23 protein-coding genes are annotated in these 26595 nt (G+C 71.7%); 12 read left to right on the top strand and 11 right to left on the bottom strand.

Annotated features, from left to right (window positions below; all coding sequences use genetic code 11):
- The first annotated feature begins 287 nt into the window (after positions 1-287).
- The gene (locus SY2F82_RS30270) at positions 288-626 is read left to right on the top strand and encodes a WhiB family transcriptional regulator (RefSeq protein WP_200422454.1); all 339 of its coding nucleotides are present in this window, start codon (positions 288-290) and stop codon (positions 624-626) included.
- A 396-nt stretch (positions 627-1022) separates the two neighbouring features.
- On the opposite strand, the gene SY2F82_RS30275 is transcribed toward SY2F82_RS30270, so the two are convergent.
- Both SY2F82_RS30275 and SY2F82_RS30280 read right to left on the bottom strand, forming a co-directional pair.
- A complete protein-coding gene (locus tag SY2F82_RS30275; RefSeq protein WP_236041879.1) occupies positions 1023-2489 on the bottom strand; it encodes an ArsA family ATPase in 1467 nt (488 codons plus the stop codon).
- Positions 2486-3463: an ArsA-related P-loop ATPase gene (locus SY2F82_RS30280; protein ID WP_200422337.1), complete on the bottom strand. Its 978-nt coding sequence runs from the start codon at positions 3461-3463 to the stop codon at positions 2486-2488. Before SY2F82_RS30280 ends, SY2F82_RS30275 begins: the two co-directional genes overlap by 4 nt.
- Before the next feature lie 210 nt (positions 3464-3673).
- Here SY2F82_RS30280 and SY2F82_RS30285 point away from each other — a divergent pair, with 210 nt between their 5' ends.
- The 4 genes from SY2F82_RS30285 (at position 3674) to SY2F82_RS30300 (ending at position 6150) form a co-directional block, all read left to right on the top strand.
- On the top strand, positions 3674-3835 hold the full coding sequence (locus tag SY2F82_RS30285; RefSeq protein WP_003981536.1) for a DUF4177 domain-containing protein: 162 nt from the start codon (positions 3674-3676) through the stop codon (positions 3833-3835).
- Positions 3832-4299, top strand: coding sequence for a RidA family protein (locus tag SY2F82_RS30290; RefSeq protein WP_200422338.1), 468 nt, complete (start codon positions 3832-3834; stop codon positions 4297-4299). Before SY2F82_RS30285 ends, SY2F82_RS30290 begins: the two co-directional genes overlap by 4 nt.
- 116 nt (positions 4300-4415) lie before the next feature.
- Entirely contained in the window at positions 4416-5285 is an 870-nt protein-coding gene (locus SY2F82_RS30295; protein WP_200422339.1) for an NUDIX domain-containing protein, read from the top strand.
- Between the two features lie 34 nt (positions 5286-5319).
- Positions 5320-6150 (top strand): MBL fold metallo-hydrolase, encoded by an 831-nt coding sequence (locus SY2F82_RS30300; RefSeq protein ID WP_200422340.1) that lies wholly within the window; start codon positions 5320-5322, stop codon positions 6148-6150.
- Positions 6151-6304: 154 nt separating this feature from the next.
- On the opposite strand, the gene SY2F82_RS30305 is transcribed toward SY2F82_RS30300, so the two are convergent.
- Positions 6305-6979 carry a Crp/Fnr family transcriptional regulator gene (locus SY2F82_RS30305; protein WP_103837943.1) on the bottom strand — a complete coding sequence of 225 codons (675 nt, stop codon included), beginning with the start codon at positions 6977-6979 and terminating at the stop codon, positions 6305-6307.
- Between the two features lie 275 nt (positions 6980-7254).
- On the opposite strand from SY2F82_RS30305, the gene nth reads away from it, so the two are divergent.
- The 3 genes from nth to SY2F82_RS30320 all read left to right on the top strand — a co-directional run bounded on the left by nth (position 7255) and on the right by SY2F82_RS30320 (position 10581).
- A complete protein-coding gene (gene nth, locus SY2F82_RS30310) occupies positions 7255-8406 on the top strand; it encodes an endonuclease III (protein WP_200422341.1) in 1152 nt (383 codons plus the stop codon).
- Between the two features lie 136 nt (positions 8407-8542).
- Entirely contained in the window at positions 8543-9256 is a 714-nt protein-coding gene (locus SY2F82_RS30315) for a CoA pyrophosphatase (protein WP_200422342.1), read from the top strand.
- Positions 9257-9381: 125 nt separating this feature from the next.
- The gene (locus SY2F82_RS30320) at positions 9382-10581 is read left to right on the top strand and encodes a MarP family serine protease (protein WP_200422343.1); all 1200 of its coding nucleotides are present in this window, start codon (positions 9382-9384) and stop codon (positions 10579-10581) included.
- A gap of 44 nt (positions 10582-10625) precedes the next feature.
- Here the strand turns inward: SY2F82_RS30320 and SY2F82_RS39225 are convergent, their stop codons facing one another.
- The 6 genes from SY2F82_RS39225 to SY2F82_RS30345 form a co-directional block, all read right to left on the bottom strand.
- Positions 10626-10805: a hypothetical protein gene (locus SY2F82_RS39225; RefSeq protein WP_103837946.1), complete on the bottom strand. Its 180-nt coding sequence runs from the start codon at positions 10803-10805 to the stop codon at positions 10626-10628.
- 190 nt (positions 10806-10995) lie between these two features.
- A complete protein-coding gene (locus SY2F82_RS30325) occupies positions 10996-11946 on the bottom strand; it encodes an alpha/beta fold hydrolase (protein ID WP_200422344.1) in 951 nt (316 codons plus the stop codon).
- Entirely contained in the window at positions 11943-12422 is a 480-nt protein-coding gene (locus SY2F82_RS30330) for a phage holin family protein (protein WP_200422345.1), read from the bottom strand. Before SY2F82_RS30330 ends, SY2F82_RS30325 begins: the two co-directional genes overlap by 4 nt.
- A gap of 64 nt (positions 12423-12486) precedes the next feature.
- Positions 12487-13950, bottom strand: coding sequence for a Na+/H+ antiporter NhaA (nhaA, locus tag SY2F82_RS30335; RefSeq protein ID WP_200422346.1), 1464 nt, complete (start codon positions 13948-13950; stop codon positions 12487-12489).
- A gap of 199 nt (positions 13951-14149) precedes the next feature.
- Complete coding sequence (gene acs, locus SY2F82_RS30340) at positions 14150-16105, bottom strand: acetate--CoA ligase (protein WP_200422347.1); 1956 nt, start codon at positions 16103-16105, stop codon at positions 14150-14152.
- Between the two features lie 323 nt (positions 16106-16428).
- Positions 16429-18813 (bottom strand): SulP family inorganic anion transporter, encoded by a 2385-nt coding sequence (locus tag SY2F82_RS30345; protein ID WP_200422348.1) that lies wholly within the window; start codon positions 18811-18813, stop codon positions 16429-16431.
- A gap of 345 nt (positions 18814-19158) precedes the next feature.
- On the opposite strand from SY2F82_RS30345, the gene SY2F82_RS30350 reads away from it, so the two are divergent.
- Positions 19159-20478, top strand: a complete 1320-nt coding sequence (locus SY2F82_RS30350; RefSeq protein WP_200422349.1) for a hypothetical protein — start codon at positions 19159-19161, stop codon at positions 20476-20478.
- Between the two features lie 16 nt (positions 20479-20494).
- Here the strand turns inward: SY2F82_RS30350 and SY2F82_RS30355 are convergent, their stop codons facing one another.
- Complete coding sequence (locus tag SY2F82_RS30355) at positions 20495-21475, bottom strand: ATP-binding protein (protein ID WP_200422350.1); 981 nt, start codon at positions 21473-21475, stop codon at positions 20495-20497.
- 100 nt (positions 21476-21575) lie between these two features.
- Between SY2F82_RS30355 and SY2F82_RS30360 the strand changes: the two genes are divergently transcribed.
- A complete protein-coding gene (locus SY2F82_RS30360; RefSeq protein WP_200422351.1) occupies positions 21576-22400 on the top strand; it encodes a Fic family protein in 825 nt (274 codons plus the stop codon).
- Positions 22401-22779: 379 nt separating this feature from the next.
- On the opposite strand, the gene SY2F82_RS30365 is transcribed toward SY2F82_RS30360, so the two are convergent.
- Positions 22780-23604, bottom strand: coding sequence for an HAD family phosphatase (locus tag SY2F82_RS30365; RefSeq protein WP_200422352.1), 825 nt, complete (start codon positions 23602-23604; stop codon positions 22780-22782).
- Between the two features lie 614 nt (positions 23605-24218).
- Here SY2F82_RS30365 and ssd point away from each other — a divergent pair.
- Together ssd and SY2F82_RS30375 are read left to right on the top strand one after the other, a co-directional pair.
- Positions 24219-25316, top strand: a complete 1098-nt coding sequence (gene ssd / locus SY2F82_RS30370; RefSeq protein WP_200422353.1) for a septum site-determining protein Ssd — start codon at positions 24219-24221, stop codon at positions 25314-25316.
- On the top strand, positions 25313-26569 hold the full coding sequence (locus tag SY2F82_RS30375) for a TadA family conjugal transfer-associated ATPase (RefSeq protein ID WP_236041880.1): 1257 nt from the start codon (positions 25313-25315) through the stop codon (positions 26567-26569). Before ssd ends, SY2F82_RS30375 begins: the two co-directional genes overlap by 4 nt.
- Positions 26570-26595 lie beyond the last annotated feature (26 nt).

The following is a 26595-nucleotide window of genomic DNA, read 5'->3' on the forward strand; positions in this document are numbered from 1 at the left end:
TTCCCCGAACTTTTTTGGCAGATGCGTGCCCGGATTCGCCTTGTGTGTCACCAGGCGTCCGTTGTGACTCCACTGAATCGCCCTGGTCTGTCCGGAAAGTCACGTTCGTTACCAGCTCACTCCCACGGGTGATCTGCCGTTTACCCATAGTCCGTTCGGACCATTCAAGATTGGGCCCGAAGGGGGTGTTGCGCTGTCCCCTCCTTCCGTAACGTCCTCAACTGGCGGCGGTGAATATGCCGCTGCCGCCGTGGGGGAGCCTCGATTCGGGAGAGGACGGCGCCGGTATGGGCTGGGTAACCGACTGGAGTGCGCAGGCGGCCTGCCGCACTACCGATCCGGATGAACTGTTCGTTCAGGGAGCAGCGCAGAACAGGGCCAAGGCGGTGTGCACCGGATGTCCGGTACGCACGGAATGCCTGGCAGATGCGCTGGACAACCGCGTCGAGTTCGGCGTGTGGGGTGGCATGACGGAGCGGGAGCGCCGCGCACTGCTGCGCAGGCGGCCGACCGTCACTTCGTGGCGTCACCTGCTGGAGACCGCGCGTACGGAGTACGAGCGCGGGGCGGGCCTGCTGCCCCTCGTTGAGGAAGAGACGTACGAGAACTACGCGGCGGTGAGCTGAGGGCGGCCACCGTCCGAGGCGGGCGCCCGACGCCGGCGGGCAACGGGCACCTCATGGTGCCCTCGGCGTGCCTTCCACTCCGGCCTGGGTCTCTTCGCAGGTGTCCTTCAACGGGCCTCTTCGAGGGCCCTCTTCAAGGAAGGTGCCGCCAGGGGCGGGTGTGTCATGGCCTGCGCGGCCGCACGTCTGTGCCACGGGCGGCGGGGCACGACCGGGCGGGCGCGCCGACACGGGCGGCGCGCAGGCGTCAGCAGCCCTGCCTGCGCGGCCCGGCGAGGCCGACTGCCGCGCCCTGGGCCCGTGCACGGCTGAATGCCTGCCTCGGTCCTCCGAGCGCCCCGGGCATCCGGAGGTCGTACACCGGTCTCGGCTGCGTCCCGGCGACCGTCGGGGTCCTCAGGCGTATGCCTCGCGCTCCTCGGGCCGATCGGGCTGGTTGGCCGCGAGGCGGTCACCGATGTCCCGTAGCCCCGCGAGGTCGTGGACGTCGCCGGGCAGCGCAGCCACTTCCGCCACGGCCACCTCGGGGTGGAGCGCGGTGAAACGGTCACGCGTGCGCTGCTCTCGGGAGAGCAGTTGCATACGCTCGGCATGCAGTCGCAACAGACCCACGGTGAGCTGCTCGACGCTCCGGTCCTGGTCCGTGGCGGTGGGGGAGTCCGCGCCGGGGCCAGAGGCTCCGGATGAGGGGGATTCTGAACTGCCGTACGTGTCGGGAGCGTTACGAAGTCCAGCCTTCCCGCCCTGCTGATCCACAATGCGGGACTCGTCAAGATTTTCCGCGGCGGCGAGCGCCCGCTCGGCCGACAACTGGGCGGCGTCGCTGCCGTGGACCCGGTTGAGCACCAGGCCGGCCAGCGGCATGTCCTCGGCGGCCAGGCGCTCCACGAAGTACGCGGCCTCCCGCAGTGCGTCCCGCTCCGGGGCCGCCACCACCAGGAACGCCGTGCCGGGCGCCTGCAGCAGCTTGTAGGTGGCGTCCGCGCGCGTGCGGAACCCGCCGAACATGGTGTCCATGGCGGCCACGAAGGTCTGGACGTCCTTCAGGAGCTGACCGCCGAGCAGCTTCCCCAGGGCGCCCGTCATCATCGACATGCCGACGTTCAGGAACTTCATCCCCGCGCGGCCGCCCATCTTCGCCGGGGCCATCAGCACCCGGATCAGCCTGCCGTCCAGGAAGGACCCGAGCCGCTTGGGGGCGTCCAGGAAGTCCAGCGCCGAGCGCGAGGGCGGGGTGTCGACGATGATGAGGTCCCACTCGTCCCGCGCCCGCAGCTGCCCCAGCTTCTCCATCGCCATGTACTCCTGCGTGCCCGCGAAGCCCGCCGAGAGCGACTGGTAGAAGGGGTTGCTCAGAATGGCGGCCGCCCGCTCCCGGTCCGAGTGCGCCTCGACGATCTCGTCGAAGGTGCGCTTCATGTCGAGCATCATGGCGTGCAGTTCGCCACCCGCGGCGTCGTCGATGCCCTTCACCCGCCGCGGGGTGTTGTCGAGCGCGTCGATGCCCATCGACTGGGCGAGCCGGCGGGCCGGGTCGATGGTGAGCACCACCACCTTGCGGCCGCGCTCGGCGGCGCGCAGCCCAAGGGCCGCCGCCGTGGTCGTCTTGCCGACGCCGCCGGAGCCGCAGCAGACGACGATGCGGGTCTGCGGATCGTCGAGGAGCGGGTCGATCTCCAGGACGGGCACCGGGTTCAACGCGCGCGTGGAGCCCGTGTCGTGGGCGTACGGGGCATCGTGGGCCGGATCGGCCGCCCCGGCGTGCCGGTGGGCCGTGTCGTCGCGGGTGTCGTCGTGCGTGGATGCCGTGTCGGCCTGTGCGGGGGCCTGATCGTTGTGCGTGGGGGCCGGGTCCGAGCTCATGAGATCCCTTGCTGACGCAGTTCCGTGGCCAGTTCGTACAGGCCCGCCAGGTCCATTCCCTCGGCGAGCAGCGGCAGTTCGTGCAGGGGCAGGCCCAGCCGCGTGAGGACGCCACGCTGCTCGCGCTCAAGGCCGAACCGCTCCGCGTACTCGTCGGCCTGCCTCAGCAGCGGGCCCACCAGCCGCTCTGCCAGTCCACCGCGCCGCGCGCCGCCGAGCCCGGCGCCCGAGAGGGACTGGGCGATGGCCGTCCGCGGCAGCGCGTGCGCGAGCTCGAGGTCCGCCTGGTCCAGGACCGTGGGCCGCACCATGTTCACGATGATCCGGCCCACCGGAAGCTTCGCCGCGCGCAGTTCGGCGATCCCGTCCGCGGTCTCCTGGACGGGCATCTCCTCCAGGAGCGTCACCAGGTGCACAGCCGTCTCGGGGGACTTCAGCACCCGCATCACGGCCTGGGCCTGGTTGTGTATCGGGCCGATCTTGGCGAGGCCGGCCACCTCGTCGTTCACGTTCAGGAAGCGGGTGATGCGGCCGGTGGGAGGCGCGTCCATCACCACGTAGTCGTACGCGAACCGGCCGCTCCTGTCCTTCCTGCGGACGGCCTCGCACGCCTTGCCGGTCAGGAGCACGTCCCTGAGGCCGGGCGCGATGGTGGTGGCGAAGTCGATGGCGCCGAGCTTCTTCAGGGCCCGTCCCGCGCCGCCCAGTTTGTAGAACATCTGGAGGTAGTCCAGCAGCGCCAGCTCGGGATCTATGGCGAGCGCGTACACCTCGCCGCCGCCCGGGGCGACCGCGATCTTCCGTTCCTCGTACGGAAGCGTCTCCGTCTCGAAGAGTTGTGCGATGCCCTGTCTGCCCTCGACCTCGACCAGAAGGGTGCGTTTGCCCTCGGTCGCGAGGGCGAGCGCGAGTGCTGCGGCGACCGTGGTCTTTCCGGTCCCGCCCTTACCGCTGACGACCTGGAGCCTGCTCACGTCCTCGAGCCTAACCAGTTCGCGCGCGGGCTACGCGGGAGGCTGTGGACAACGGTGGTCCCGGTCGACCTCCCGCCCGGTCGCCTGCGCCGTCCCGGCCGGGCCCGCGCGGCGGCCGCGGCCACCGTTCCGCCCGGCTTTCCGCCAGGTCGTGGGCACGATGGTGGCCGACCGAGTGTCCCTTGGGCCACAGCGGCTACAGTCGGCCCCATGACCAAGTGGGAATACGTCACCGTGCCGCTGCTCGTCCACGCCACGAAGCAGATCCTGGACACCTGGGGCGAGGACGGCTGGGAGCTCGTCCAGGTCGTGCCCGGGCCGAACAACCCCGAGCAGCTGGTGGCCTACCTGAAGCGGGAGAAGCAGGCGTGAGCGCGGTCGAGTCCCGGATCGCCGAGCTGGGCCTGACCCTGCCGGAGGTCGTGCCGCCGCTCGCCGCCTACCAGCCCGCCGTGCAGTCGGGGCCGTACGTGTACACCTCCGGGCAGCTCCCGATGGTGGGCGGCAAGCTGCCGGTGACCGGCAAGGTGGGCGCCGAGGTCACCGCCGAGGAGGCCAAGGAGCTGGCCCGTACGTGCGCGCTGAACGCGCTCGCGGCGGTCAAGTCCGTGACGGGCGACCTGGACCGCATCGCGCGCGTGGTGAAGGTCGTCGGCTTCGTGGCGTCGGCCTCCGACTTCACGGGCCAGCCCGGTGTCGTCAACGGCGCCAGTGAACTGCTCGGCGAGGTCCTCGGCGACAAGGGCGTGCACGCCCGCAGCGCGGTCGGCGTGGCGGTGCTCCCGCTGGACGCGCCGGTCGAGGTGGAGATCCAGGTGGAGCTGACGCAGGCGTGACCGACCCTCGCCGACCACGCGAGGGCGATGACGTCCTGGAGAGGGCGAGGACGATGTCCCCCGGCGGGCGATCGTTGCCTCTCGAACATCCGCTCACTACGGGATAGCCTCCGCCCATGGCGAATGGGCAGTGGTTTCCCCCGGAGTGGCCAGAGCGGATCCGCGCGCTCGCGGAGGGCACGCTCACCCCGGTCACCCCGAAGCGCGCGGCCACCGTCATGCTCCTCAGGGACGACGGCGGCGCACCCGCCGTCCACATGCTGCGCAGACGCGCCTCCATGGCGTTCGCCGGAGGCGCGTACGCCTACCCGGGCGGCGGCGTCGACCCGCGCGACCACGACCTGAGGATCGGCTGGGCGGGTCCCACGCGAGCGTGGTGGGCCGAGCGCCTCGGCGTCGACGAGACGTCCGCGCAGGCCATCGTCTGCGCCGCCGTACGGGAGACGTACGAGGAGGCGGGCGTGCTGCTCGCCGGGCCGGCCCCGGACACGGTCGTCGGCGACACCACGGGCGCCGACTGGGAGGCGGATCGCGCGGCCCTGGTCGCCCGCGACCTGTCGTTCGCGGAGTTCCTCGAGCGCCGGGGGCTGGTCCTGCGCTCCGACCTGCTCGGCGCGTGGACCCGCTGGATCACCCCGGAGTTCGAGCCCCGCCGCTACGACACCTGGTTCTTCGTGGCCGCGCTCCCCGAGGGACAGCGCACCCGCAACGCCTCCACGGAGGCCGACAGCACCGTGTGGATCCGCCCCGCCGAGGCGGCGGCCGCGTACGACAGGGGCGAGCTGCTGATGATGCCGCCCACCATCGCGACCCTGCGCCAGCTGACCGGCTGCGCGACCGCCGCCGAGGCGCTGAAGGCCGCGCCGGGCCGCGACCTGACCCCCGTCCTGGCCACGGCCCGCCTGGAGGACGGCCGGATCGTGCTGTCCTGGCCCGGCCACGACGAGTTCACCAAGCACATCACGACGGGCCAGGCGCCCGGATGACCCACGCGACCCATGCGACGGAAGGTGCCCTGGCATGACGGACGCCGCAGCCCTCCCCGGCCGGCCGCGCGGCGCGGTCCTCTCCGGCCCGGCCACCGCGCGCGCGGTGAACGTCCTCGCGCCCAACGCGTCGGCGATGACCCTGGACGGCACCAACACCTGGATCGTCGCCGAGCCGGACTCCGAGCAGGCGGTGGTGATCGACCCGGGACCGCTCGACGAGGGCCACCTGCGCAACGTGATCGACACGGCCGAGAAGTCCGGGAAGCGGATCGCGCTCACCCTGCTCACCCACGGCCACCCCGACCACGCGGAGGGCGCCGCCCGGTTCGCCGAGCTGACGGGCACGAAGGTGCGCGCCCTGGACCCCACGCTGCGCCTGGGCGACGAGGGACTGGGCCACGGGGACGTGGTCACGGTCGGCGGCCTGGAACTGAGGGTCGTGCCGACGCCGGGCCACACCTCCGACTCCCTGTGCTTCCACCTCCCGGCCGACCGGGCCGTACTGACGGGCGACACCGTCCTGGGCCGCGGTACGACGGTGGTGGCGCACCCCGACGGCCGCCTGGGGGACTATCTCGACTCCCTGCGCCGCCTCAGGTCGCTCACGGTCGACGACGGCGTCCACACGGTGCTCCCGGGCCACGGGCCGGTCCTGGAGGACGCCCAGGGCGCCGTGGAGTACTACCTCGCCCACCGCGCCCACCGCCTGGCTCAGGTCGAGACGGCGGTCGAGAACGGCCACCGCACCCCGAGCGAGGTCGTCGCCCATGTGTACGCGGACGTGGACCCCTCCCTGTGGCCGGCGGCGGAGCTGTCGGTGCGGGCTCAGCTGGACTACCTGAGGGAGCACGGCCTGATCTGAGCCCGGGGCGCGGGGTTCCGGCGCCGTGCACGCGCGCGTGCTCCGCCGTTCGCGCGTGCGCGGGTCTCTGCGGCGGCAGCCCCGGTAGAGGAAACGACAACGGGCCCCGCCTCACCGAGAGACGGGACCCGGACCGTTAGGCCGAGGCCGAGCGTCAGCGCGACCGCTTCGCCAGCCGCTCCACGTCCAGCAGGATCACGGCCCGCGCCTCCAGGCGGAGCCACCCGCGCTGGGCGAAGTCCGCCAGCGCCTTGTTCACGGTCTCGCGGGACGCGCCGACCAGCTGGGCCAGCTCCTCCTGCGTGAGGTCGTGCACGACGTGGATGCCCTCCTCGGACTGCACGCCGAAGCGCCGCGAGAGGTCCAGCAGGGCGCGGGCCACACGGCCCGGCACGTCCGAGAAGACCAGGTCGGACATCTGGTCGTTGGTCTTGCGCAGCCGCCGGGCGACGGCGCGCAGCAGCGCCGCGGCCACCTCGGGCCGGGCGTTCAGCCACGGCTGGAGGTCGCCGTGGCCGAGGCCCAGCAGCTTGACCTCGGTCAGCGCGGTGGCCGTCGCCGTACGCGGGCCCGGGTCGAACAGCGACAGCTCGCCGATCAGCTCACCGGGGCCGAGAACCGCAAGCATGTTCTCGCGGCCGTCGGGGGACGTGCGGTGGAGCTTGACCTTGCCTTCCATGACCACGTACAGGCGGTCACCGGGGTCGCCCTCGTGGAACAGCGAGTCGCCGCGGGCGAGGGTCACCTCACTCATGGAGGCGCGGAGCTCCGCGGCCTGCTCGTCATCGAGCGCCGCGAAGAGCGGGGCGCGCCGCAGAACGTCGTCCACGAGTTCTCTCCTTGTCGACCTGCTCAGGGGATCTTGCTCCCCCGGATACCAGGGGACCGTGTTCCCCATTTTGCCGGACGGTCCTAACAGTGTGATCTGTCACAAGGATGCCGCACCGATGGGCCGGGGTACGCGGCAGGGGCCCAATTGGATGCTGATCTTCCGGGTGCGGGGCGGATGTCGGTGCCGGGCCTTAGGCTGGCCGGGTGTCCAAATCGCCGGTGAGAGCGCAGGCCAAGGGAGCTGGACGGGTGGCTGCACGTCGCGATTCAGCCATGGGCGAACAGAGCCCTGGCGGCGGAAGGAAAACGGCAAAGACGGCGAAGGAGGCGCCCGAGGAGGCGCCGGAGCAGCGCCCTGCCGCGAAGACGGCCACCGGGAAGACCACGGCCGCCACCAAGAACGCCGCCGCGGCCAAGGAGACCGCTCCCACCAAGAAGGCCGCCCCGGCGAAGAAGGCGGCCTCTGCGGCGGCCCCCGCCAAGAAGACCGCCCCGGCGAAGCAGACGGCCCCCGCCAAAAAGGCCTCCGCGAAGAAGGCCCCGGCCAAGAGGGCCCCCCGGAAACCCGCCCACGCCGAGGTCGTCGCAGCCGACGGCACCGTCGCCGTCAAGCACGTCCCCGCGAAGACCGTCGCCGCCAAGCCCCCCACGAGCGAGTCGCGCACCGCCCTCGTCCGCCGTGCCCGCCGTATCAACCGCGAGCTCGCCGAGGTGTACCCGTACGCTCACCCGGAGCTCGACTTCGAGAACCCCTTCCAGCTCATCGTCGCGACGGTCCTGTCCGCGCAGACGACGGATCTCCGGGTGAACCAGACCACCCCCGGGCTCTTCGCCAGGTACCCGACCCCGGAGGACCTCGCGGCGGCCAATCCGGAGGAGGTCGAGGAGATCCTGCGCCCGACCGGGTTCTTCCGGGCCAAGACCAAGTCGGTGATAGGGCTCTCCAAGGCCCTGGTGGAGCAGTTCGGCGGCGAGGTCCCCGACCGCCTCGAAGACCTCGTCAAACTGCCCGGTGTCGGGCGCAAGACCGCCTTCGTGGTGCTGGGCAACGCCTTCGGCCGCCCCGGCATCACCGTCGACACGCACTTCCAGCGGCTGGTGCGCCGCTGGCGGTGGACCGAGGAGACCGACCCCGACAAGATCGAGGCGGCCGTCGGCGCGCTCTTCCCCAAGAGCGACTGGACCGACCTGTCGCACCACGTCATCTGGCACGGCCGCCGCATCTGCCACGCCCGCAAGCCGGCCTGCGGTGCCTGCCCGATCGCCCCGCTCTGCCCGGCCTTCGGGGAGGGCGAGACCGACCCGGAGAAGGCGAGGAAGCTGCTGAAGTACGAGAAGGGCGGCTTCCCCGGCCAGCGGCTCAAGCCCCCGCAGGCGTACCTGGACGCGGGCGGAAAGGCGGCCCCGCCGCTGGGTGCCGCGTGACGGCCGTGCGCGGTGCGGCACGCCACCCGGCGGAGGGACGTGTCGCGGCGGGCCGCGAGGTGCGACACCCGCACGAGGGACGTGCGGAACGATCCGCTGTGCCGCGGGCGTTGGACTCGGCAGAACGGGGGTGGCGATGACGCACGCGAGCAACACCGGCCACAGGCACCACACGGACGGCGGGCGGCTGCGGCTGAGCACGGAGGGCCTGCCGGACTGGCTCGACCCGGTCGTACGGGCCGCGCGGACCGTCGAGCCCCTCCAACTCAGCCGTTTCCTGCCGCCGGAGAACGGCGCGGGGCGCCAGTCGGCCGTGCTGATCCTGTTCGGCGAGGGCGAGCGCGGCCCCGAGCTGCTGCTCATGGAGCGCGCCGGTTCGCTGCGCTCGCACGCCGGGCAGCCCTCGTTCCCCGGTGGCGCTCTCGACCCCGAGGACGGCGACCCGAAGGGTGAGGGACCGCTGCGGGCGGCCCTGCGGGAGGCCGAGGAGGAGACCGGGCTCGACCCGGCCGGGGTGCAGCTCTTCGGCGTGCTCCCCAAGCTCTACATCCCGGTCAGCGGCTTCGTCGTGACACCGGTCCTCGGCTGGTGGCGCGAGCCGAGCCCGGTGGGTGTCGTGGATCCGAACGAGACGGCGCGGGTGTTCACCGTGCCCGTGGCGGATCTCACGGACCCGGCCAACAGGGCCACCACGGTCCATCCCAGCGGCCACCGAGGTCCGGCATTCCTGGTCGAATCGGCCCTCGTCTGGGGCTTCACGGCCGGCGTCATCGAACGCCTGCTGCACTACGCAGGCTGGGAGCGACCCTGGGACCGCGACAAGCAGGTCCCGCTCGACTGGCGCGCATGACAAGGTGACCCCCGTGCTGTGTCTTCCCGGGGAGCGGCGTGCCGCCATGCCGCCGCGTGGTGAGCCGTGTCCCCGGCCGGACGACGGCGACCGGAACGTGACGAGGCGAGGCGAGGCTTGAAGCAGTGAACGTGCTGGACATCCTGTTGCTGGTCGCCGCCCTCTGGTTCGCGGTCGTCGGCTACCGCCAGGGTTTCGTCGTCGGCATCCTGTCGGTGATCGGCTTCCTGGGCGGCGGTCTCGTCGCGGTCTATCTCCTGCCGTTCCTGTGGGACCGGGCGACGGGCGACCACGAGGTGAGCACGACCGTCGCCGTCGTCGCCGTCGTCGTGGTGATCGTCTGCGCCTCCGTCGGCCAGGCCCTGACCACCCACCTCGGCAACAAGCTGCGCAGACACATCACCTGGTCGCCGGCGCGCGCCCTGGACGCCACGGGCGGCGCCCTCGTCAACGTGGTGGCGATGCTTCTGGTCGCCTGGCTGATCGGCTCCGCCCTGGCCGGTACGACGCTGCCGACGCTCGGCCGCGAGGTGCGCGGCTCCAAGGTGCTCCTCGGCGTCTCCCGCGCCCTGCCCGAACAGGCGGGCACCTGGTTCGCGGACTTCTCCTCGGTCCTCGCGCAGAACGGCTTCCCGCAGGTGTTCAGCCCGTTCGCGAACGAACCCATCAACGAGGTCCAGCCGCCCGACCCGGCCCTCGCCAGGAGCGCGGTCGCCGTGCGCGCGCAGCGCTCCATCGTGAAGGTGATGGGCACGGCGCAGAGCTGTGGCAAGGTCCTCGAAGGCACCGGCTTCGTCTTCGGTGACCGCCGTGTGATGACCAACGCGCACGTGGTGGGCGGCGTTGACGAGCCCACCGTCCAGATAGGCGGCGAAGGACGGAAGTACGACGCGAAGGTCGTCCTGTACGACTGGCGGCGCGACATCGCCGTACTCGACGTGCCCGACCTGGACGCCCCGGTGCTGAAGTTCGCGTCCAAGGACGCGACCGGAGGCAGCGGCGCGATCGTCGCGGGCTTCCCGGAGAACGGGTCGTACAACGTCCAGCCCGCGCGTGTCCGCGGCCGCATCACGGCCAACGGCCCCGACATCTACCACCGCGGCACGGTGCGCCGCGACGTGTACTCGCTGTACGCGACCGTCCGTCAGGGCAACTCCGGCGGCCCGCTGCTCACCCCCGACGGCAGGGTCTACGGGGTGGTGTTCGCGAAGTCCCTGGACGACGCCGACACGGGGTACGCGCTGACGGCGGACGAGGTCCGTGAGGACATCGCCCAGGGACGTACGGCGAACCAGCAGGTGGACAGCGACAGCTGCGCCCTGTGAGGCCCGGCGGGCCGAGCGTCCGTGTGCCGTGGACGGGCGCCGGCTCAGCCGCGCGGGTGGCGCAGGCGGACCGAGACCCAGCGGGCCCGGCGGCGCAGAATGCGGGGGATCCCCACCTGGGTGTCGGTGCCCGCCAGTTGCGGGGTGCCCCTTTGGTGGGAGCCCGGCGCGGTGGCCGAGCGGCGGTTGCGTGCTACGTCACTGTAGTCGTGCGTCCAGCCCATACCCGGACGTCTGCCCCCGCTCCAAGGTCGATAACCGTTTCCGGGGCGCCCAATTGGCCTATGCGGCGGGCATGTGGCCGTTCGTGGAACAGGCGTTCTCGTCCGGATACCGGGCGGATGCGCTGCGTCGCCGGCCGGGGCCCGTCGGCGTTCCGGCAGGCAGGCCGATTCCGGATGGGCGGGCGGCGGGTCAGCGGTCGGGTTCGGGGTCCTTCAGCCAGTTGATCAGCTCGGAGGAGAACGCCACGGGGTCCTCTTCGTGCGGGAAGTGCCCGAGACCGTCGAACAGCCGCCAGCGGTACGGCGCCTCGACGTACTGGCCGGACCCGGCCGCGCTCCTGGTCCGCATCACCGGGTCCAGCGAGCCGTGCAGGTGCAGGGTCGGGACCCGTACGGGCCGCTTCATGCGGCGGTTGAACTGGATGCCGTCGGGCCGGGCCAGGGAGCGCACCATCCAGCGGTACGGCTCGATGGAGCAGTGCGCCGTCGACGGGATGAGCATGGCGCGCTGGTACACCTCCACGGCCTCGTCGTCCGGCAGCCGCGGCCCCGACCAGTCCCGGATCAGCTGCCCCACCAGAGCGGCACCGTCGGCGGTGAGCCGGCGCTCGGGGATCCAGGGCCGCTGGAGTCCCCAGATGTGGGAACTCGCGGAGGACTGCCTGACGTCACCGAGCATCGCCGAGCGCCAGCGCCGCGGATGCGGCATCGAGGCGACCGCGAGTCGCCGTACGAGCTTGGGACGCATGGCGGCCGCCGTCCAGGCCAGGTAGCCGCCCAGGTCGTGGCCGACGAGCGCGGCGTCGGGCTCGCCCAGGGACCGCACGACCCCGGTGATGTCGAGCGCCAGGTTCGCGGGGTCGTAACCGCGCGGCGTACGGTCGCTGCCGCCCACCCCGCGCAGGTCCATCGCCACGGCCCTGAAGCCCGCGTCGGCCAGCGCCACCAGCTGGTGCCGCCAGGTCCACCAGAACTGGGGGAAGCCATGCAGCAGCAGGACCAGCGGTCCGTCGCCCAGTTCGGCGATGTGGAAGCGTGCGCCATTGGCCGCTACGTCCCGGTGCGTCACCTTTTTTCCGCCGGGGACGTCAAGTCGTACGACCGAGGGGGATTGCGCCGAAGGGGTGGCGGGGTCCGTCATGAGGACGAGCGTGCCACAGGCTCGACGGCCTTGGCGGCCTGCTGGGGCTCACGCGGGTGCGGCTTGGCGTTCTGCAGGACGCCGGCGGTCTGCTTCATCGACGCGGCGACCTTCTGCGGGCCCTTGCTCTTCTTCGCCTTCTTCGCGAACACCAGGCCGATGAGCCCGAGCAGGCCGGCGACCACCACGTTCGCGCCGAAGGAGAGCAGGAAGCAGACGGCCAGGTTCCAGCCGCTCCACGTCCGGATGCCGTACGCCAGCGCGAAGTTCAGCATCGGCAGCGAGAACAGGAGGACCGCTCCCGCGGCCGAGAAGGCGCCGCCGCTCATCGCGCCGCGCTTGACGTCCCGTTTGAGCTGGGCCTTGGCCAGTGCGATCTCGTCGTGCACCAGTGCGGACAATTCGGTCGTCGCCGAGGCGAACAGCTGGCCGATGCTGCGTTCGGCGCCGACCGGGCTGCCGTCGGGTGCGCTCATCGCGATCTCCCTGCTCTCTGCGTACGGGCTCCGCGGACGCTGCGGAGTGTGGTGATGTGTCAGATCATGCCGGACGCTCGTTCTCCTCGCTTGCCCTGCCCGCCACTTCCGCAAGCGCGCCGTCAGCGCCTGCGGCAGGCGGACCGGCGTCCGTGCCGTGCCCGGCCGACTTCAGTGCCGCGAGCCTGCGGTGCTCGGCGGCCTTCCGCTCGTGGATCTCGGCCATGCGCAGGTGGTATCCCGGGTCGTCCTCCTCGTAGACGTCCGGGACGCCGTCCAGGTCGTCGTCGCGGTCCTCCTCCGCGCACAGGGCGCGGTACTTGGCGTTGCGCATCTTCAGCAGCACCGTCGCGCAGGCGGCCGCGATCAGCGATCCGGTGAGGACGGCGGCCTTCACCTCGTTCCCCAGCGCCGGATCGCCGTCGAAGGCGAGTTCGCCGATGAGCAGCGAGACGGTGAAGCCGATACCGGCCAGGGAGGCGACCGCGAACACGTCGGCCCACGCGAGGCCCTCGCTCAGCGAGGCCCGGGTGAAGCGGACGGTCAGCCACGTACCTCCGAAGATGCCGACCGTCTTGCCGACGACGAGGCCGAGCACGACGCCGAGCGTCTCCGGCCGGGCGAACACGTCCGCGAGCGCCCCGCCCGAGACCGCGACTCCCGCGCTGAACAGGGCGAACAGCGGCACCGCGAGTCCCGCCGACAGGGGGCGTACAAGGTGTTCGATGTGCTCTCCGGGGGACCGCTCCTCGTCCTCCCGCCGGTGGCAGCGCAGCATCAGCCCCATGGCCACACCGGCGATGGTGGCGTGGATGCCGCTGTTGTACATCAGTCCCCAGATCACCAGTGCCAGCGGCACGTACACGTACCAGCCGCGCACTCCCTTGCGCAGCAGCACCCAGAACACGACGAGGCCGGCGGCGGCGCCGCCGAGGGCCGCGAAGTTCAGGCCGTCCGTGAAGAAGATCGCGATGATCAGGATCGCGAACAGGTCGTCGACGACGGCCAGGGTGAGCAGGAAGGCGCGCAGGGCGGAGGGCAGGGAGGTCCCGATGACCGCGAGGACCGCCAGTGCGAAGGCGATGTCGGTGGCGGTGGGGACGGCCCAGCCGGCGAAGGACCCGCCGCCGGCCGCGTTGGTCAGGGTGGAGACGAGTGCGGGCGCGGCCATGCCGCACAGTGCGGCGACCACCGGGAGGGCGGCGGCGCGGGGGTCGCGCAGATCGCCCGCGACCAGCTCCCGTTTGAGTTCGATCCCGGCGACGAAGAAGAAGACCGCGAGGAGACCGTCCGCGGCCCAGTGCTGGACGGACAGGTTCAGGCCGAGGGAGGCGGGGCCGAGGCGGTAGTGGCCGACGCTCGCGTAGCTGCTGCTGAGGCCGGGTGTGTTCGCCCACACCAGGGCGGCCACCGCGGCGAGCAGGAGCAGTACGCCGCCGACGGTCTCGGTGCGCAGCGCGTCCGCGACGAAGGTGCGCTCGGGCAGGGACAGGCGTCCGAGGAAGGTGCGGGTGCGGGACGCTGCCACGGTGGGGACCTCCGGGTCGGTACGGCAGACGGACGGCCGTCACAGACGTGAGGACCGCTTGCCGACCAGACTTCCCGGCACACCTGGGAACCGCCATTTTACCTGATCATTGCACTCCGGTGCTCCCGGGTGGTGCGAAGGGGGGCGTGACGGCGGGGCGCCCGGCGTACTGCCGAGCGCCCCGTCGAGGTCCGGATTCTCAGTCCTCGCTCGGTGCGGCCGGGAGCTTGGCCTGGATGAGGTCCATCACGGTCGAGTCCGTCAGCGTAGTGACGTCGCCGAGCTGGCGGTTCTCCGCCACATCGCGCAGCAGGCGCCGCATGATCTTGCCGGAGCGGGTCTTCGGCAGCTCCGCCACCGGCAGGATCCGCTTGGGCTTGGCGATCGGGCCGAGCGTGGTGCCCACGTGGTTGCGCAGCTCCGCCACCAGGTCCTCGGTCTCCGCGGCCGTACCGCGCAGGATCACGAAGGCGACGATCGCCTGGCCCGTCGTCTCGTCCGCCGCGCCGACGACGGCCGCCTCGGCGACCGACGGGTGCGAGACGAGGGCCGACTCGACCTCGGTGGTGGAGATGTTGTGCCCGGACACCAGCATCACGTCGTCCACGCGGCCGAGCAGCCAGATGTCGCCGTCGTCGTCCTTCTTGGCGCCGTCACCGGCGAAGTACCTGCCCTCGAACCGCGACCAGTAGGTGTCGATGAAGCGCTGGTCGTCGCCCCAGATGGTGCGCAGCATCGACGGCCACGGCTCGGTGAGCACCAGATAACCGCCGCCTCCGTTCGACACCTCGTTCGCCTCGTCGTCGACGACCGTCGCCGAGATGCCGGGCAGCGGCCGCTGCGCGGAGCCCGGCTTGGCCTCGGTCGCGCCGGGCAGCGGGGAGATCATGATGCCGCCGGTCTCGGTCTGCCACCAGGTGTCCACGACCGGCGTGCGGTCCCCGCCGATGTGCTTGCGGTACCAGATCCAGGCCTCGGGGTTGATCGGCTCACCGACGGAACCCAGCACCCTGAGCGAGGACAGGTCGAACTTCGCGGGGATGTCGTCGCCCCACTTCATGAAGGTGCGGATCGCGGTGGGCGCCGTGTACAGGATGGTGACCCCGTACTTCTGCACGATCTCCCAGAAGCGGCCCTGGTGCGGGGTGTCGGGCGTGCCCTCGTACATGACCTGGGTGGCGCCGTTGGCCAGCGGCCCGTAGACGATGTAGGAGTGCCCGGTGACCCAGCCGACGTCCGCCGTGCACCAGTACACGTCGGTCTCGGGCTTGAGGTCGAAGACGGCGTGGTGGGTGTACGCCACCTGGGTGAGGTAACCGCCGGAGGTGTGCAGGATGCCCTTCGGCTTACCCGTCGTACCGGAGGTGTACAGGATGAACAGCGGGTGCTCCGCCTCGAACGCCTCGGGCGTGTGTTCGGCGGACTGCCGGTCCACGAGCTCGTGCCACCAGACGTCCCGGCCCTCGCTCCAGGCGACGTCCTGGCCGGTGCGGCGTACCACGAGCACGTGCTCGACGTTGTCCACGCGCGCGATGGCGTCGTCGACGGCCGGCTTGAGCGCGGACGGCTTGCCGCGCCGGTAGCCGCCGTCGGCGGTGATGACGACCCGCGCGTCGGCGTCCTGGATGCGGGTGGCGAGCGCGTCCGCCGAGAAGCCGCCGAAGACGACGGAGTGGGCGGCGCCGATGCGGGCGCAGGCCAGCATCGCGATCGCGGTCTCGGGGATCATCGGCATGTAGACGGCGACCCGGTCGCCCTTGCGGACACCCAGCTCGAGCAGGGCGTTCGCGGCCTTGGAGACCTCGTCCTTGAGCTCGGCGTAGGTGATCGAGCGGCTGTCGCCGGGCTCGCCCTCGAAGTGGATGGCGACGCGGTCGCCCAGACCCGCCTCGACGTGCCGGTCGACGCAGTTGTACGCGACGTTGAGTGTGCCGTCCTTGAACCACTTGGCGAACGGCGGGTTCGACCAGTCCAGCGTCTCGGAAGGCTCCTTGGCCCAGGTCAGCCGGCGGGCCTGCTCGGCCCAGAAGCCGAGCCTGTCAGCCTTGGCCTGTTCGTACGCCTCTGCCGTGACGTTGGCGTGTGCGGCCAGGTCGGCGGGGGGCGCGAACCTGCGCTCTTCCTTGAGCAGGTTGGCCAGGCTTTCGTTGCTCACGACATCTCCCTTTCCCAGGGTGTCCGTTGTGTCCCAGGCCACAGCTCACCAGACCGGAGGGCTCGGTGACAAGGGCCGACCGGAAAATGGTTTAGACCTGTCGCGGTCCGCGGCCGGACGTTCTGCCCCAGGTCACGTGCGGGCCGCCCGCCCGGTTCACACGGCGGGTCCGTACGGCGACGCATCTCACACTTGCCCGGAGGGGCCCAGCGGGGATCCGGAAGGGGCCGGAGGGGATCCGGAAGGGCCAGGAAAGGGTGTCGTCACGGTGGTGCGCGGCGCGGACCGGACCGGGCCGGTCCGCGCCGCGCACCACCGCCGTGTCACGCCGGGTGGCGCAGGTCCCCGGCCGCCCCCACTCGGCTGAAGACGTCGTCGCCGCCCTCGGACGGGGCCAGCAGATACGCCTGGGCCTCGCCCACGTGGAAGTACATCCCGTGCAGTTCCAGCGTGCCCTCGCCGAGCACCCGGGCCACGGACTCGTGCGCCCGAAGATGCTCCAACTGCTGCACCACATTGGTCAGGCACAGCTGTTCGATCGTGTCGGCGGGCTCACGCCCGGCGATCCGGGCCCACGGCCCCTCGTCGTCGGCCATACGCTCCAGGCTGGGCAGCCCGTGCCGCAGCCACCGCCTCAGCGGGGTCTGGGCGCCGTCCGCGTCCGAGGTGAGCAGGGCCTGCATCGCGCCGCACCCGGAGTGCCCGCACACCGTGATGGAGCGCACCTTGAGCACGTCCACCGCGTACTCGATGGCGGCCGCCACCGAATCGTCCCCGCTCTCCGCGCCGGGCAGCGGCACCAGGTTGCCGACATTGCGGACGACGAAGAGGTCGCCGGGCCCGCTGGAGGTGATCATCGAGGTGACGAGCCGGGAGTCGGCGCAGGTCAGGAACAGGTGCGACGGTCGCTGCCCCTCACGCGCGAGACGGGCCAGCTCACCGCGCACCAGCGGGGCGGTGTTCTGCTGGAAGGCGCTGATGCCGTGCGCGAGTTGCCGCCCGCTCGGTCCGGTGGCCTCGCCCGGCGTCTCCGGGCCACCGCCTGTGGTCGCGGTCGGTGGGCGTTCGCACTGGTGGTTGCGCCACGGTGTCCAGGGCCGGCACCGGCATGCCGACGGCCCGGCGGACTCCCCGCCCGAGTCGGCCCGGGCCGAGCTCAGCGAGGGCATCGCGACCGGGAAGCCGTCCCGGCCGGTCAGGGCGACCGTGCCGCCCCGCGCGCGGTGGGTGCGCTGCCAGTCCTGCAGCGACTCGTGCGCAGCGTGGTCCATGAACGACCCGTCCAGCTCCACGACGGCCTCCGCCCCGGCGGGCACCAGGTGCAGTGCCCGGCTGAGCCGGGGAACCGCGAGGAACGTCAACTGGCCTCGTACGTGTACGTGGTGGACTCCCTTCCGCTGCTCGTGGGTGATGCGGGTGCGGGTGAGGCGGTGCAGCGCGACGGCGACGGCGGCTGCCACGCCCAGCGCCACGCCCTGGAGGACGCCCAGGAGGACGACGCCGAGTGTGGTGACGGCGTACACCAGCACCTCTCGGTGCCGGGTGACCGTGCGGATGTGGTGCAGGGACACCATCTGGATGCCGACGGCCATCACCAGTGCGGCGAGCGAGGCGAGGGGGATCAGCTCGAGCACCGGGACCATCAGCAGCGTGGCCACCACCACCCAAACGCCGTGCAGCATCGTGGAGTTGCGGCTGATCGCTCCGGAGTTGACGTTCGCCGTACTTCTCACGGCGACGCCGGCGATCGGCAGTCCGCCGAGCGCTCCGGAGGCGATGTTCGCGGCGCCCTGTCCGAGCAGCTCGCGGTCCAGGTCGGAGCGGCCGAGGTGGGGGTGGCGCCGGGCCGCCAGCTTGTCCACGGCGACGGCGCCGAGCAGGGACTGCACGCTGCACACCAGGGTGATGGTGAGGACGGCGGTGGCGATGCCGAGCGCCGGGCCCTCGGGCAGTCCGGCCAGGGCGTGGCTGCTCCAGGACGGCAGGTCGACCCTGGGCAGGGTCAGCCCGGCGAGCGAGGCGGTCGCGGTGGCGCCCGCCACGGAGACGAGCGGAGCCGGGACCCGGCGCAGCAGGTGCCCGGTCCGTCCGGGCAGCCGTGGCCAGGCCAGGAGCAGGGCCAGGGTCAGCACGCTCACCGACACGGCCGCCGGGTGCAGGTGCGCCAACTGGGCGGGCAGCGCACGGAGGTTGTCGAGGACGGCGCTCTGCGGGGTGCCGCCGAGCACGATGTGCAACTGGGCGACGGCGATGGTGGCGCCGATGCCGGCGAGCATGCCGTGCACGATCGCCGGGCTCACCGCGAGCGCGGTGCGCGCCACGCGCAGGCAGCCGAGACCCAGTTGGGCGAGGCCGGCGAGGACGGTGACGGCGCATGTCGTCCGCCATCCGTAGCGGTGGATGAGGTCGGCGGTGACCACGGTGAGGCCGGCGGCGGGGCCGCTGACCTGGAGCGGGCAGCCCCCGAACCGGCCGGCGACGATACCGCCGACGGCCGCGGCGACCAGGCCGGCCTGGAGCGGGGCGCCGGTGGCGAGGGCGATGCCCAGGGACAGGGGGAGGGCGATCAGGAAGACGGCGAGGGAGGCGGACAGATCGGCGCCCGCGACGCGGAAGCGGCGGGGCGGGGCGGGCGGGGGGCTGTGGGGCGGGTGTACGCGCTTCGTCCGAGTCGAGTCGGTGGCGCGGGCGGGGACGCAGGCGGGCATGGTCCCGTCTCCTCCGGTGCGGCGCGGTCGCGGAATGGTGGCCCCGGCTGGGGCCAGGGGTCGGGCGCGGCCGTGGGTCACGGCGTAAGCGGCGGGATGTCTCACTGCTTCGGTAAATGGATCGTAATGGACGGTAAAGGAAAGGTATCTGATATAGGGGCAAATGGGGCATCTAATCACTCAAAAGGGTGGAGCGGTTATTTCATCGGCTTGTCATACAAATTCCTTCCGTGTTCCGTGCGACCTTGGCTTGGCCGCGCGGGGGCACGGGCTTCCGCTTGCGTCTGCCGCGTAGCACCACACCTGCTCAGCGTGGCCCGACCGAAGGAAGAAGGTGGGGGGAAGATGACCGCCACCCCGAGAACCGCCATCCCGAGAACCGCCACCCCGAGAACCGGAACCTCCTCCCGCAGGACCGCCACGGGCCTCGCCCTGGCCGCCGCCTGCGCCACCGCGCTGGCCGGCTGTTCCCTCGGACCGGCCCGTTCCGAGCAGAGTCCGCGGAAGGGGGCCGGTGCCGGTGCCGGGGCTCCGGGCAGCGCGGTCCGCCTGATCGGCGACGGCTCCACCGCCTACACGGGCGCCCAGCCGCATCTGCCGAGACCCGAGCGGCTGAGGCCCGGTCGGAAGCCCCCGCAGTTCGTGGTCTTCTCGTGGGACGGGGCCGGTGAGGACAGCCAGAAGCTCTTCTCGCACTTCCGCGAGGTCGCCAGGGCCAACAACGCGACGATGACGTTCTTCCTGAGCGGTGTGTACATGCTGCCCGAGGAGAAACGCGACCTGTACCGGCCGCCGCAGCACTCGCCGGGCCGCTCGGACATCGGCTTCAACGACGAGAAGGGCATCAAGGACACCGTCGAGCAGTTGCGGCTGGCGTGGCTCGAGGGCAATGAGATCGGTACTCACTTCAACGGACACTTCTGCGGCCCCGAGGGCGGGGTCGGCCAGTGGTCCGTGGAGGAGTGGAAGGACGAGATCGCCCAGGCCAAGGCGTTCGTGAAGTCCTGGAAGACGAACTCCGGCCTGAAACAGGAGCCTTCGCTTCCCTTCGACTACGACAAGGAGCTCATCGGTGGCCGCACCCCGTGTCTGGAGGGGCAGCAGAACTTCATGAAGGCGGCCCGTGAGCTGGGTTTCCGCTACGACACCTCCGGCGTCGACGAGCAGGTCTGGCCGAAGAAGAAGGAAGGGCTGTGGGACCTGTCGATGCAGCTCGTGCCCTTCCCGGGACACACCTACGAGCAGTTGACCATGGACTACAACTTCATGGTCAACCAGTCGGGCACCCAGACCCAGGGCGACCCCGACAAGTTCGAGGAGTGGGGCGACCAGATGCGGGACGGCCTCTACCAGGGCTTCCGGCGGGCGTACGACGGAAACCGCGCGCCCCTGATCATCGGCAACCACTTCGAGTCCTGGAACGGCGGCACCTACATGCGTGCCGTCCAGAAGGTCGTGGAGCACGTCTGCAACGAGCCCGAGGTGCGCTGCGTCTCGTTCCGCCAACTCGTCGACTGGCTGGACGCACAGGACCCGCAGGTCCTGGAGAAACTGCGCACCCTGAAGGTGGGGCAGGCCCCTGCCGAGGGCTGGGAAAGCTTCCTGGCCTCGTCACCTGCCCCGGCACCGAGGGGGGTGCCGGGGGCACCACCGGCCAAGCGGTAGACGGGGCGGCCGTCGCTCACACCGCGGCCGTCAGGGCCTCGCTGAGCACGAAGCCCGGGTCGATCTGGGCCGCAAGGTCCGCACCCGTGCGCTCGTTTCCCCAACTGGTCGCGTTCTTCCGGTGGAAGTGCGCCATCTGGCGTGTGTACCGCTCCCAGTCGCGCAGTTCGTACGTCGCGTCGGCGGCCGCCTGGAGCACGCGAAGGGAGCGGCGGCTCGCGTCATCCAGGGACTCGAACCGGGGAGGGCGGCCCTTCTCCATGGACCGCACCCAGTCCGAGTGCGCCACCGTCACCAGCAGGTCGTCACCCACGTGGGCGCGGAGGAAGTCGATGTCGTCCGTGCCCTGCACCTTGTTGCCGACGACCCTCAGGATGACCCCGTAGTCCCGCGCGTACTCCTTGTACTGGCGGTAGACGGAGACCCCCTTCCGGGTCGGCTCGGCGACCACGAACGTCATGTCGAAGCGGGTGAACATGCCAGAGGCGAAGGAGTCGGAGCCCGCCGTCATGTCGACCACCACGTACTCGTCGCGGCCGTCCACCAGGTGGTTCAGGCACAGCTCCACCGCTCCCGTCTTGGAGTGGTAGCAGGCGACCCCCAGGTCGGCGTCCGTGAAGGGGCCGGTGACCATCAGACGGACGGTGCCGCCGTCGAGCTCCACCGGACGCGCGCAGGCGTCGTAGACCGGGTTGTCCTCGCGCACGCGCAGCAGCCGCGACCCCTCCCCGGGGGGCGTGGTCTTGATCATCGTCTCGGGGGAGGCGATCCGCGGATTGGTGCCGCGCAGATAGTCCTTGATCAGCGGAAGCCGCTCGCCCATGGCGGGCAGCGCCGCGGCCTCGTCCTCGTCGAGCCCGAGCGCGGGCCCGAGGTGTTGGTTGATGTCCGCGTCGATGGCGATGACGGGCGCCCCGGCGGCGGCGAGATGGCGGATGAACAGGGAGGACAGGGTGGTCTTGCCGCTGCCGCCCTTCCCGACGAAAGCAATTTTCATATTCACGAAGCGTAGCGTTGCGGTAGCTGTCCGTGGCAGGCCTGTGGAAAGAAGACCACCCCTTCGAAGGAGGGGGCCCGGGGTGCGTAGGGTCGTACCCATGAGTACGACAGGTGCGTCCGCCGACCCGCTGGCGGCCCTAGGGGCGCTGCCCGGGGTCGCCGAGTCCGTGGAATCCGTGCGCAAGGCCGTGGACCGGGTCTACGGGCACCGGGTCATGCGGCGCCGCAGCAATGAGATCACCTCCGAGGCGGCGCTGCGTGGCGCGCGCGGCTCGGCCGCGCTGTCCGGCGCCGACTGGGCCTTGGAGGAGGTGCGGCGGCGCACCGACTTCAGCGCTGACGACGGCGCCCGTACGGTCGGGGCCGCGCTGCGGCTGACCGCCGAGGCGGGGCAGCTGCTGTCCATCTGGCGGCAGTCCCCCCTGCGGGTGCTCGCGCGGCTGCATCTGGTGGCGGCGGCGGATCCCGACCCACGCGTGGGGCGCCCCCGGCAGGACGGTGAGGGCGTCGACGAGCCGCTGGTCGAGCTGCCGCTGCCGGACGCGGCCGAGGTCTCGGGCCGCCTCGAGGGACTCTCCGAGCTGATCATCACGGGCAGTTCCGCGCCCGCGCTGGTGACCGCCGCCGTGGTGCACGGCGAACTGCTCGCCCTGCGTCCCTTCGTGTCCCACAACGGTCTCGTCGCCCGCGCGGCGCAGCGCATCGTCCTCGTGGGGAGCGGACTCGACCCCAAGGCGATCTGCCCGGCGGAGGTGGGCCACGCGGAACTGGGCCGGGCCGCCTACGTCGCCGCTCTGGACGGCTACGTGTCCGGCACCCCGGAGGGCATGGCGGCCTGGATCGCCCACTGTGCAAAGGCGGTCGAACTCGGCGTACGCGAGTCGACGGCGGTCTGCGAGGCGCTGCAGCGCGGGGCCGCCTAGGCACGGGAAAAGGCCCCCTCGGGGGCCTTCGGCAATGGTTGCGGCGGTACGAAGTCTCGTACCGCCGCTGGCATGTTCACCGAGTTACCAAGCGTCCTCGATGGTCGCCCATCAGGTCGGGAACTTTGCCCGTCACCTGGTGCGGCTGGCCCGTAATCGACGGGTCGACGTCGCGTGGGTGCCCGGTGTTCATGCTCGGTCCGTGGGGCCAATTGCGTTTAAAAGGTGATCCTTTCGGATGTCCTTTGGTCTCGCGGGCCGTTAACCCCTTTGTACTCCAGGGCGCGGACAAGCGGAAGCCCTTGATGCAGTTCTTTACTTTTACGTTCAAAGAGGTGCGAACCGGGCGGGAATGTGCTTCTCCGGGGCGTCCGGAGATTCACAGGAGGGGTGCGCGGCGCCGGCTCGCGTACCAGACGAGTCCTGCTGTGGCCGCCGCCGCGCCTATCGCCGCCATCGCGAGGAGCGCGGGGCGCGGCGGCACCGACAACCGCTGCTTCAGTCGCACCGGGCGGTGGAAGTCGAGAATCGGCCATCCTCGCGCGACTGCCTCGCGGCGCAGCGCCCGGTCGGGGTTCACGGCGTGTGGATGGCCGACGGCCTCCAGCATCGGCAGGTCGGTGATCGAGTCGCTGTACGCGTAGCAGCGCGCCAGGTCGTACCCCTCCGACTCCGCCAGTTCCCTGACCGCCTCCGCCTTCGTCGGCCCGTAGGCGTAGTACTCCACCTCGCCCGTGAAGCAGCCGTCGTCGCCCACGACCATCCGGGTCGCCACCACCCGGTCCGCGCCGAGCAGTTCGCCGATCGGCTCGACGACCTCGGCGCCCGACGTGGACACGATCACCACGTCGCGCCCGCTTCCGTGGTGCTCCTCGATGAGGGAGGCGGCCTCGTCGTAGATGATCGGGTCGATCAGGTCGTGGAGCGTCTCGGCGACGATCTCCTTCACCTGCCGGACGTTCCAGCCGCGGCACAGCGCGGACAGGTACTCCCGCATCCGCTCCATCTGGTCGTGGTCGGCGCCGCCCACCAGGAACACGAACTGGGCATATGCGGTACGCAACGCCGCCCTGCGGTTGATCAGTCCGCCTTGGTAGAAGGACTTGCCGAAGGTGAGAGTGCTCGACTTCGCAATGACCGTCTTGTCCAGGTCAAAGAAGGCCGCTGTGCGGGGCAAGGAGTGGTTTTCCACGGGCCTGAGCATAGGGGCCCACCATTCGGCGTAAGGTGGGGCGTGTGGGTTTGCCTGAGAGGGCTCTCGGGTACACCATGGAAGTCACGGATCGTTCGCGACCGTGCTAACCCGGCCCGACTCCTCCCCCCCCGAGTCGGCCGTGGGGACGACCCCCGCTCTCCCCCCCGGCGGGGGTCGTCGCATGTCCGGGTGGGTTTTTCTGTTTTTCGACGCCATTCCGCGGCCCAGTGGTGGTCCTGCGGTGCGCGATTGATCATGTCCATGATCTGTGACGCTCAGTAGTCCCGTCGCTGCTCTGCGGTTGCCGCCGAGCCCTCACCGGTATGGGTGAAGGCGATATTCACAACCGCTGAGTTGTCCACAGTTATCGACCAAGATCCACACGATTTCCGGGATCGCCGCACCTTGATTCCAGCGCGTCCGGCCGACGGCGAGTTCCCGCCGGTTCACGGCAGCCAGTTCATGGCCCGTGCACGGCCGGTTCCGTTTGTCGGGCGCGTATGGCCGGCTCGTATCGGCCGGTCATATGGAGGCCGGTTGCCGGCTCTCCACACGGGCGGGAAGCGCGGGCCGCACAGGTCCGCGGACGCGCCCGAAGGAAGCAGCGAAGGGGGCTGGAAACCGTGGCGGGAGCCATCACACACGACGGACCGGCCGCCGCCGAGGGGCGGCGGAGCGGACCGCTGATCGTCACCGAGGACGCCGAGCTCCTCGACGACCTGCTGCGCCTGTGCGCGGCCGCGGGCGCCAGAGCGGAGGTGCACCCGGGAGTGCCCGGGCAACGGGGCGGCTGGGAGGCGGCACCCCTGGTCCTGGTCGGCGACGACGCGGCGCGCCGGGTGCGCGGGGCCGCGCGCAGACGGGGAGTGGTGCTGGTCGGCCGGGATCAGGACGATCCCGGGGTCTGGCGGCGCGCCGTCGAGATCGGCGCCGACCACGTCCTGCTGCTGCCGGACGGCGAGCAGTGGCTGGTGGACCGCATCGCCGACGTGGCCGAGGGGGTCGGCCGGCCCGCGCTCACCGTCGGCGTGATCGGCGGGCGTGGCGGGGCCGGCGCCTCCACGCTCGCCTGCGCCCTCGCCGTCACCTCCGCGCGTGAGGGCAGGCGCACCCTGCTCGTGGACGCGGATCCGCTGGGCGGCGGACTCGACGTACTCCTCGGCGGGGAGACCACGGAAGGGCTGCGCTGGCCGGCTTTCGCCGCCTCCCGGGGGCGGGTGGGAAGCGGCGCCTTGGAGGAGTCCCTACCCCAGGTGCACGCGCTGCGGGTGCTGAGCTGGGACCGCGGCGACACCGTGGCCGTCCCGCCCCAGGCGGTCCGCGCGGTCCTCGCCGCGGCCCGGCGACGCGGCGGCGCTGTCGTCGTCGATCTCCCGCGCCGTGTCGACGAGGGGGTCGCCGAGGTCCTCGCGCAGCTGGACGTCGGGATCCTGGTGGTCCCCGGAGAACTGCGGGGGGTCGCGGCCGCGCGGCGGGTGGCGTCCGCGGTCGGCATGGTCCTCGGCGATCTGCGGATCGCGGTACGGGGGCCGTACACGCCCGGACTGGACGACCGGGAGGTGGCGCGACTGCTGGGGCTGCCGCTGGTCGGCGAGGTGCCGTACGAGACACCCCCGGCGGACGGTTCGGTACCGCCCGGGGGAGCGGCGCGGGGGTCGCTCGCCCGGTTCTGCTCGGCCTTCTGGGAGCGGGCGCTGGCCGAGGCGGGTGACCCCGTATGACCACGGGCTGGGGCTCGGCGGCAGGTACGGCGGGGCACGGTGCCGGGGCGGACGCGGGTACCGGTGTGGTGGGGTCCGGCGAGCGGACGCGGCTGCTGGACGGAGTGCGGCAGTGGCTCGCCGAGAGCGGGGCCGAGCCGACCCCCGCGCGCGTGGCGCAGGCGCTGCGCGAACAGGGGCGGGTGCTCGGGGATGCGGAAGTCCTGGGCGCGGCCCGGCAGTTGCGGTCCGAACTGGTCGGCAGCGGCCCTCTGGAACCGTTGCTCGCAGACCCGTCCGTGACCGACGTCCTGGTGTCCGCGCCGGACCGGGTGTGGGTGGACCGGGGTGCCGGCCTGGAGCTGACGGAGGTGTCCTTCCAGGACGCGGCGGCCGTACGGCGCCTCGCGCAGCGGTTGGCCGCCGTGGCCGGCCGGCGGCTCGACGACGCCCGGCCGTGGGTCGACGCCCGCCTGCCGGACGGCACCCGTCTGCACGCGGTGCTGCCGCCGGTCGCGGTCGGCTCGACATGCCTGTCCCTGCGGGTCGTACGGCCCCGGGCGTTCACCCTCGACGAACTCGTGGCGGCCGGCACGGTGCCGCCGGGCGGGGACCGGGTGCTGCGGGCGCTGATCGCCTCCCGGCTCTCCTATGTGATCAGTGGCGGAACCGGTTCGGGCAAGACCACGCTTCTGAGCGCGCTCCTGGGCGTGGTGGGGCCGGCCGAGCGGATCGTGCTCGCCGAGGACTCGGCTGAGCTGCGCCCCGACCACCCGCATGTGGTGCGTCTGGAGGGGCGGCCCGCGAACCAGGAGGGCGTGGGGCTCGTCGAGCTCCAGGACCTGGTGCGGCAGGCACTGCGCATGAGACCCGACCGGCTCGTCGTCGGTGAGGTGCGCGGGCCCGAGGTGGTGTCCCTGCTGGCCGCGCTGAACACGGGCCACGAAGGCGGCTGCGGCACGCTCCACGCGAACGCGGCGGCCCAGGTGCCCGCCCGGCTGGAGGCGCTCGGCACGGCGGCGGGCCTGGACCGGGCCGCGCTGCACAGCCAGCTGGCGGCCGCGCTGTCGGTGGTCATCCACCTCGTGCGCGACCGGACCGGGCGGCGCCGGATCGCGGAGGTGCATGTGCTGGAGCGGGACGCGTCCGGGCTCGTGGCGACGGTGCCCGCGCTGCGGTGGGGACCGGAGGCATTCACGCGCGAGCGCGGATGGGAGCGGCTGCGGGAGCTGCTCAGGGACGGAAGCGGGGGCAGTGAGGTGGAGGTGCTGTGAGCGCGGTCGGTCGGATGGCAGTCGGT

The sequence above is a fragment of the Streptomyces sp. Y2F8-2 genome (genome assembly GCF_014905555.1).
GTDB lineage: Bacteria > Actinomycetota > Actinomycetes > Streptomycetales > Streptomycetaceae > Streptomyces > Streptomyces cynarae.